We start from the raw sequence: 8,845 nt of genomic DNA, 5'->3' as shown, positions 1-8,845 counted from the left end.
GTCAAAAAAGAGCGGCGATTGAAACTGACATTTTGCTTCTACAATGGGGATGCTTACATGATTTTCTGTAAACATTTTGGATGTTGGGTAGCCTAATTTCGAAAAAAAGTGATGGGTAGCTTGATCCATCCATTTGTAAAAATTCGGATAAAACACAATGCCAGCAGCGTCTGTATCTCCCCAGTTGACTTTAAACCGATACTCAATAAAACTCATCTAATTTCCCTCCCCTATTTAATAACTATTATGGCTGTCTCAAAAAAGCCAAGGGTCAGACCCCAACACAATATATAGGACATAATGTTGGATAAATGATCTATATATTGTCAAACGCTCATGAAGTCAAACCCTTATGAGACAGCCTCGATTTAATCAATACTTCGTGGACAATTGCGGCGGTCCAGATTTCGGTCCATATGGTCCTTCATCCAACCACTTGCCTAACTGCGGTAAAATCGATGCTAAAGAAGCAGCCACTTCCCGTTTCATATTCATACGCGGTGAGTTACCTTGGATATGTTCCAACGCAATTCCTGCGCTATCTCTATTATGTTGTGCGGCAATTCGGCGTTCTTCAGCCGCCGCAAGAATCGCTTGTTTCGCTGTTTCGGCATCATTGGATTGAAGTGCAGTATGAACCGCTTTTGCTGATACAATCGCATCCGGAACCCCTGAATTCATCCCGCGAGCCCCAAACGGCGCAAAGAGATGCGCAGCTTCACCGGCAAGAAGAACGCGGCAATGAGCATCGGTAAATGATTTCGCTACCACTTGATAGAATCGATAGGTCGATACCCACGTAATGCGCTCCGCATATTTCGCATCCATCACTTTCGGTAACCACTTTTTGACTCCTTCAATTCCACCGAATTCCTCTGGGTCGTCACCATCCAGTAATTGCAAGTCAATTCTCCATCCTCCCGCAAATGGCACATACAACACATTTCGGCCATCCACAGCCGGATGCTGATAATGAAACACTCGTTCAAGCGGTAGCGGATTTTCTTCATCTTCTTTTACATCCACTACAAGGAAATAATCTTTGGTGCGTGGCCCTTCCATCTCAATTCCCACCGCTTGGCGAACAGTGGAGCGCGCACCATCGGCCGCAATGAGATAATTGGATGTCCACACATCGCCAGATTCAGTGAATACCGTTACTTGATTGTCGTCGACCTTCACATCCTTGACCGTTGTATTCCAAACAAACTCGACTCCAGCATTTAGGCATGCCTCATATAAAAACCGCTCTGCTTCAACTTGCGGTAAACTTGTAAATGGCGGTAGTTCATTCGGATTAGGTGCAGGATACCTTTTGACATATACTTCTTTTCCACGGAACAATGTGCGTTTGACAGGCCATACGACGCCATGGCGCGCCAAAGTAAAACCAAGACCAGAATAAATGTCTTCCAAGTGCTTCAACGTGACATTGTGAAGATAAATCGCCCGGCTTCCCGGCCGAAGTCGTCCTTCCAGTTCCGCTTCTAAAATCGTCGCTGGAACCCCAAAACTTCGAAGAGCCAAAGCAGCCGTTAATCCAATTGGACCTGCCCCAACGACTAACACTGGTCGATGTCGATTAAGTAGATTGCTCATACATATCCCCTCTTAAATATTTAAAATTTATAAAGCGCAACTTTATCAATGGGGGTTTTCTTCATCCCCCACTGATGTTAGTTGAACTTATCGCACTTCTAGCGAGGCTGTCCCAAAAGCCCTAGGGTCAGACCCCACAACACAATATATAGGACATCACATTGGATAAATGAACGATATATTGTGAACCAGACCATTATGAGACAGCCTCGATTAGAACGGGATAAAATATTCAGTATTTTTATTATCTTATCTATTGCAAGAGATAACTAACGAAGTATTGATTTTAACTTTTCTTCTATTATTTTTTGGAGTGTTATTTTTTTGATTTTACCACTTGCTGTTGTAGGCAGTTCTTCTAGAAAAACAATGCGATCTGGTATTTTGTAATCTGCTACTTTATCCTTGATATAGGCTTTCATTGATTGTTCATCTTCTATGTGATGGGGCTTGAGTTTGATAACAGCACAAGATATTTCCCCTAAAACCGTATCTGGTAGTCCTATTACTGCTACTTCTAATACACTAGGATGCTTATAAAAGATTTCCTCTATTTCCCGAGGGTAAATGTTATATCCACCACGAATGATCATTTCTTTTTTACGTCCTACAATTCGGACATATCCCTTTTCATCAATTGTGGCTAAGTCACCTGTATAAAACCATCCTTCTTCGTCGATGACTTCCCTCGTTTTTTCAGGCATTTCATAGTATCCTTTCATAACTCCTAAGCTTCTACAAGCTAATTCACCGACTTCTCCAATTCCTACCTCTTTCCGATTAGCATCAACAATCTTCACCTCTGCACCGGGAATCGCTTTCCCAACTGTTTCTGAACGTACATAATCAGTATCATCAAAGCTTGTAATCGTTACAGCAGCAGATGATTCTGTTAAACCGTAAGAAACGAGGATGTCACAGCCCATCTCTGTGCGAATCTTCTTAACAACTTCTTCCGGACATGGTGCGGCGGCGATAATACCAGTACGCAGGGAAGATAAGTCATATTGGTTAAAGTTTGGATGATTCAATTCAAGGATAAACATTGTAGGAACACCGTGGTGAACAGTTATTTTTTCTTGCTCGATGATCTTAAGTGCCTCTTCAGCTTTGTATTTTTCCATAAATACCATTTGTGCTCCGACCGATATAGCTGTTAAAATTCCCGGAACCATCCCAAATACATGAAAAACAGGTACAGCAATTAAAAACACATCATTTTTAGTACATTTCATCGATTCAGCTGTCGCTTTCGCTGAATATATAACATTTTGATGTGTTAACATCGCTCCTTTTGGTTTTCCAGTTGTACCCGATGTATACAAAATGGTAAATACGTCTTCCGTGGCGTCAATCTCCACTGACGGAGCAGGTACACTTCTTCCTAATTCGATTAATTCATCAAACGAGTAATGTCCCTCTTTCTTGAAACGTACTGTAAAAATATGTTTTAGTTGGTCACTGTTTTTCGTTCTAGATAAATATGGCTCAAAAATATCGATGTGATGAAATTCCTCCATAAGAAAAGCTGCTTTCGCTTTCGAATTTTCTAATATATAGACTAATTCCTCCGTGCGATAGCGCGGATTACAAGGAATGAGAATCGCGCCAATGCGAGCAACACTGAAATAAATCATAAGAAATTCGTTCCAGTTAGGTAAACAAGCAATCACTCGATCTCCTTTTTTAATTCCTAATTGTGACAAGGCTGAAGCAATATACTCAACGTTATTTTTTAGCTCTTTATAAGTAATACGCTTATATCCGTCATAAGCTGCCTCTTTTTCCGGTACAAGCCGAAAGGAATGTTCTAACACGTCCTGTACAGATAAAGAACCACTCATCATCCACAGCTCCCTCCTTTCCTACAACCGCTCCCAAATTGCCGCAATTCCTTGACCACCACCGATACAGACAGAGGATGCCCCGTATTTTTTCCCTCTCCGGCCTAATTCATAGATTAAAGACAAGGTAATTCTTGTCCCCGAAGCCGCCAGAGGATGACCTATGGCAACAGCTCCTCCGTTTACATTCCCGATTTCCGGATTAAAGCCCAATTCCTTTTGGCATGCTAAATATTGAGCAGAAAAAGCCTCATTAATTTCGATCAAATCCAAATTGTCCAGTTTCAGATTTGCTTTCTGCAAGGCATGCCGGATCGCTGGTGCCGGACCGATCCCCATATATTTCGGTTCTACGCCGACGACACTCCATGAGACCAATCTCGCAATGGGCTTTAGTCCTTTTCTGGCTGCATATTCCCCCGAAGTTACAATGACGGCTGCAGCGCCATCAACCATTCCGCTGGCATTCCCTGGGGTCACGACCCCATTTTCTATAAACCGGGGTTTTAGTTTGCTAAGCAGTTCCATGCTAGTGTTTCGAGGATGTTCATCCCTATCAATGATTTTGCTTCCTTTTTTGTCTTTCACGGTGACCGGAACAATCTCTTCCTTGAAGTACCCCTTCTCTATCGCAGCCAAGGCTCGTTGATGACTTAACAAAGCATGCTGATCGATTTCCTCACGGGAAAGCTCGTACTTTTTCGCTAAATTTTCTGCCGTGACAGCCATTGTACAGTCGCCGTAGGTATCATAAAGTCCATCCCACAGCCAATCTTCCAAGGCAGGGGAACCTAACGGAGTACCCCATCGCATCCCCCGGATGACATGTGGGACTTGGCTCATGTTTTCCGTACCTCCAGCCAAGACCACGTTCGCCTCCCCCGTTAAGATGTATCGTGCAGCGGTCAGAATGGCTTCCAAGCCTGTTCCACACAAGCGATTGATGGTCAAAGCTGGAACATCGATCGGAAGATGGGCTTTCAAACCGACATGTCGAGCCAGATAATGGGCGTCCCGGCTGGATTGCTGGACATTTCCAAATACTACTTGGTCCACTTCCTCCGGTTCGATTTTTGCTTTCCTAATGGCTTCCCGTGCAGCTATGGCCCCTAAATCCGTCGCAGAGATCTCCCTAAACGATCCGCAAAACTCTGCAAATGGCGTACGCGCCCCCTCAATCAACACAACTTCCTTCATTATCGTCACTCCTTTATTTTCCAGTAAAAACAGGCTTTCTCTTTTCTACAAAAGAACGCATTCCTTCTTTACGATCTTCTGTCGCAAATGCATTTCTAAAGCAAGCGCTTTCAAAAGTGAGTCCAGATTCTAGATCAACGTTTGCCCCTGTATTTACTGCTTCTTTCAACATCCGCATCGCAATCACCGGTTTTTGTGCTAATTTCTCTGCCCATTCTTTCGCGGTCGATAATAGCTGTTCTGACGGAACGACTTTGTTCACTAAATGAATTTCTAATGCCTTTTGTGCATCAATCATCTCTCCAAAATATAGTAATTCTTTTGCCACTCCTTGACCTACAACCCTTTGTAAACGCTGTGTACCACCACCTCCCGGAATAATACCGAGATTGACTTCTGGAAATGCAAATTTCGCCTTTTCAGAACTAATACGTAAATCGCACGCTAACGCTAACTCACAGCCACCGCCAAGAGCGAGTCCGTTAATGGCAGCAATGACGGGCTTAGATAAGTTTTCAATTTTCGAAAAAGCTGCTCGCGAGATTTTATTCATCTCCATCATCCCAGCTAAATCTAAGTCAAGCATTTGGTGAATATCCGCACCTGCGACGAACGCTTTTTCTCCCTTCCCTGTGATAATAATCGCATTCACGTCACGATTCGTTTCTAGTTCTTCCATAAGAGAATATAATTCAAAAAACACTTTTGTATTTAGCGGATTTAATGGGGGACGATTAATGGATACAACCGCTACTTTATTTTCAATTTCACATTGTAAAAATTCGTAGTTCATATAAACTCCCTCCAATGAGTTATTTGTCATAGTCATAGAAACCAGCACCTGTCTTTCTTCCTAATCTTCCCGCTCTAACAAGCTGTCTAAGCAATAATGGCGCCGCAAAACGGTCATCTTTAAATTCTTGATACATATAATCCATCACATGAAGGCCAATATCTACTCCCGCAAAATCCTGCAAAGTAAATGGTCCCATTGGATAATTCAAACCAAGTGTAACCGCTTTGTCGATGTCTTCTGCTGAGGCTACTCCTTCTTCTAGCAGTCTAATTGCCTCAATAAACTGCGGAATCATAATTCTGTTTACAATAAATCCTGGTGAGTCTTTTTTTACTTCAACCGGCTCTTTATTCAACTGTTTTGAAAACGCTTTAATTTCTTCGACTGTTTCATCACTCGTTTTGTACCCACGAACCACTTCAACCAGTTTCATAATCTGCGCTGGATTAAAAAAGTGCATGCCAGCCACACGTTCTGGTCGTTTCGTTGCTGCAGCAATAGCTGTAATAGACATGGATGACGTATTTGTTGCAAGAATAACATTTTCACGGACAATTTCGTCTAACTTTGAGAATACCTCTTTTTTCACATCTAAATCTTCGATTACCGCTTCAATGACAATATCAGCCTCTTTCATAGCATGTAAATCAGTTGTTGTTTGAATTCTCCCCATGACCTCATTCTTTTGTTCAACGGTCATTTTTCCTTTTTCAATACTTTTGTCCATGAATTTTTTAATGCGATCTAATGCACGTTGTAAAAATTGATCTTCAAGATCCGTTAAAATCACGTGAAACCCTGACATAGCCACCAAATTGGCAATTCCACTTCCCATTGCACCTGCACCGACTACACCGACTGTCGAAATACTCATCCCTTTTTCCTCCTCTGGTATGCAAATTTTTGTAAAAAATCTTAATTTTCTGTACTTTTATTATAGATAGAACGTTCATAGAAAAATACCTACACTGTAAAGGAAAAAAAGGTCATTTTTTCGTCTTTTTGATGAAAGTCGCATTATATAGGTCATACAGTTTGAACGCCATCATTAAATTAAATCGATGTTCAGAATCATCTAGATTCACTCCTAATAAATTCTCGATTTTCTCCATCCGATACTGAAGTGTGCTTCGATGAATATAAAGTTCTTCTGACGTATCTTTAAGATTACCATTACAATGAAGAAACACACGAAGTGTTTGTAATAAGTCCATATTTTTCCCTTCTGAATATTCTATTAATGGTCCAAGATATTTCTTTATAAATGTTTCTGCTATGGAAGCATCTTTTAAATGATGCAATACTGTATAAGCTCCCAATTCATCAAAGAGAGCAAAACCAATTTCTCTAAAACTATGAAATACGACATTGAGAGCTTGTACAGCTTGTTGATAACAAGTGTAATAGTCTTGTAGTGTTTCTGTTTTCCCACCTATCCCTAAGAAGATTTGGCTTGATGTTTTTCCAATTTCAAGCCATTTTTTTATATTTCCGTAGAGATTGGACCAATATTTTTTCGGATTGTTTTCTTCCTTTGTGGCAGGGATGATTAAAATATATTCGTCCCCTTTATTTCCGAAAAGTATATTTTGATCATAAATAGAAAGACGGGCTTTTAATTGATCCCACAGTAATGATTTTTTTGATTGTAGTTTAAGGATATCAGTCTCTTTTTCTTCCAATTCATGAAGTTCTATTTTCAGGACGGCAACCCGATGTTGGTGAAACAGATTCCATTGGAATACGTTCGCATATTGAATAATGCTTTCTTCGTCTTCGATTTCCTCAACTAAAAGTTTGTGAATAAAACTATCCTTTACCTGCTCCTTTGCATCGAGAACAAGTTTTCGTTTTATAAATTGAAGCGAATAAATATTGAGAGCTAAATCAACACTTAAACGGAAAAAATCATCGATTTCTTCCCTCGGTATTTCAATAGCTAAATACCCTAATAAATCGCCACCCACATTGACTGGCCAAATCCCTATTCGTGTTCCTTTTAGATCTTCGAGGTAAAACCATAAATCTTTATTTTTTCGTTGAAACACTTGAATCGTTGCGTGCTCAACAATCTCTTGTAGTTGATCCTGATTTAGCTGACACAATTCGTACGAAATCGGTCTCATAAAACGATCAAATAATATGACAGATTTGGAAAAAAGTTTGCTTAATGTTTTTGTAATACCATCAAACTCTTCGTGTTGAATGGTTTCTTTTACAAGAGATTGCTGGTATTCTAGAAGAAAACGAAGCCGTTTGGTATGATCTTTTTCATGTTTATACAACCGTACATTTTCAAGCATTGCAGCGACATAATTAGATAGTAACTCAAGAATTTCCAAATCATCATTTTCAAACGTTCCGTTTAATTTATGTTCAACGTGTAGCACCCCAATTGTTTTAAGATTGACCACTAGTGGAACTGTTAATTGATCTCCACCCGTAGTTTCTAGAAAAGGAAAGTATTCCTTTAACATATAATTATTTTCAATCATAATTTTTTTAGGCCGTTTCATTTCTCCGTATGAAGGTGGTTGAAACGTAAAACAATTTTCTTTTTCGTCATACAAATAAATACACGCCACTCTCGCATTCGTTCCTTTTCCAGCACGTTCCACAATTTTTTCAACAACCTGTTCGATAGGAGAATCTAAGATAAAGTTTTTTGTAATCCATTCCACTCCAGTTATTTTCTTTTTTTGTGCTTCTTTTTGTTTTGCTAATGCCATCGCTACCGCTACATCTTCCCCAAAGTCGTCAAAAGTTTTTTGCATCTCTATCAATAAAGGAACTACATTTTTAAAACCGATGACACAAAACCCAAAACTATTTCTGCTATCTTTTAACGGAACCGTAAACCAAGTTGTAATGCTTTTATTTAATAATTGAGTTAATTCACAAACTGGTTCTCCTTCCATTTCCTGAACAGTCAAACTTCTATTAAAAAATTCCGGAGAACATTGAACAATCTTTAATGGAAAATGATTAACAAAAATATTTGACTCTCCACTCCATACTTTTGGAATAATGTGTTCCCTCTCTTTTAGGATAATGCCAACAAAATCACAATCGAGTTCCGAGCGAAATGAACTAATCAAGTATTGCAATGTTTCTTCTTCCGTATCAAACTTGACTAATTGCCGTGCCGTTTTGCGAAGATGATTTTCAATTCTTTTAATGAGCTTTTCTTTTTTTGCTAATTCCATTCGTTCCTTCTCCTTTCGTATCGGTGTTAATATACAGAGTAGAACATCTTCTTTGTTAGTTATGCTTTCTATAAAATCAGGATAATTCTTGACGAAAAATATTCCTAGTATAGGTTCCGATTAATTTTCCGACATCACTACCTGTCCGATGCGTTGGAGAACTTTTTCTGGAAATTGAGCGAGGTGCTCCAAGAACGAAACAA

At 39.9% G+C, this 8,845-nt stretch carries 7 protein-coding genes; all 7 read right to left on the bottom strand.

Going from position 1 to position 8,845, the window contains the following annotated elements; genetic code table 11:
* Positions 1-216, bottom strand: a 216-nt coding sequence (locus B0I26_RS17615) for an acyl-CoA thioesterase (protein WP_181502993.1), incomplete at its 3' end; no start/stop codon positions are given.
* Between the two features lie 156 nt (positions 217-372).
* On the bottom strand, positions 373-1,599 hold the full coding sequence (locus tag B0I26_RS17610) for an FAD-dependent monooxygenase (RefSeq protein ID WP_111646651.1): 1,227 nt from the start codon (positions 1,597-1,599) through the stop codon (positions 373-375).
* A 269-nt stretch (positions 1,600-1,868) separates the two neighbouring features.
* Positions 1,869-3,446 (bottom strand): long-chain-fatty-acid--CoA ligase, encoded by a 1,578-nt coding sequence (locus tag B0I26_RS17605; protein WP_342767135.1) that lies wholly within the window; start codon positions 3,444-3,446, stop codon positions 1,869-1,871.
* Between the two features lie 18 nt (positions 3,447-3,464).
* Entirely contained in the window at positions 3,465-4,640 is a 1,176-nt protein-coding gene (locus B0I26_RS17600; RefSeq protein ID WP_111646650.1) for an acetyl-CoA C-acetyltransferase, read from the bottom strand.
* A gap of 13 nt (positions 4,641-4,653) precedes the next feature.
* Entirely contained in the window at positions 4,654-5,433 is a 780-nt protein-coding gene (locus B0I26_RS17595; protein ID WP_111646649.1) for an enoyl-CoA hydratase/isomerase family protein, read from the bottom strand.
* A gap of 19 nt (positions 5,434-5,452) precedes the next feature.
* Positions 5,453-6,310 carry a 3-hydroxyacyl-CoA dehydrogenase family protein gene (locus B0I26_RS17590; RefSeq protein ID WP_111646648.1) on the bottom strand — a complete coding sequence of 286 codons (858 nt, stop codon included), beginning with the start codon at positions 6,308-6,310 and terminating at the stop codon, positions 5,453-5,455.
* Between the two features lie 112 nt (positions 6,311-6,422).
* On the bottom strand, positions 6,423-8,642 hold the full coding sequence (locus B0I26_RS17585) for a helix-turn-helix domain-containing protein (RefSeq protein ID WP_111646647.1): 2,220 nt from the start codon (positions 8,640-8,642) through the stop codon (positions 6,423-6,425).
* Positions 8,643-8,845 lie beyond the last annotated feature (203 nt).

Source organism: Paranoxybacillus vitaminiphilus, from assembly GCF_003259935.1.
Taxonomy (GTDB): domain Bacteria; phylum Bacillota; class Bacilli; order Bacillales; family Anoxybacillaceae; genus Paranoxybacillus; species Paranoxybacillus vitaminiphilus.
Note: the sequence above shows the minus strand (reverse complement) of the source record. Positions and strands in the feature narration are given on the sequence as shown.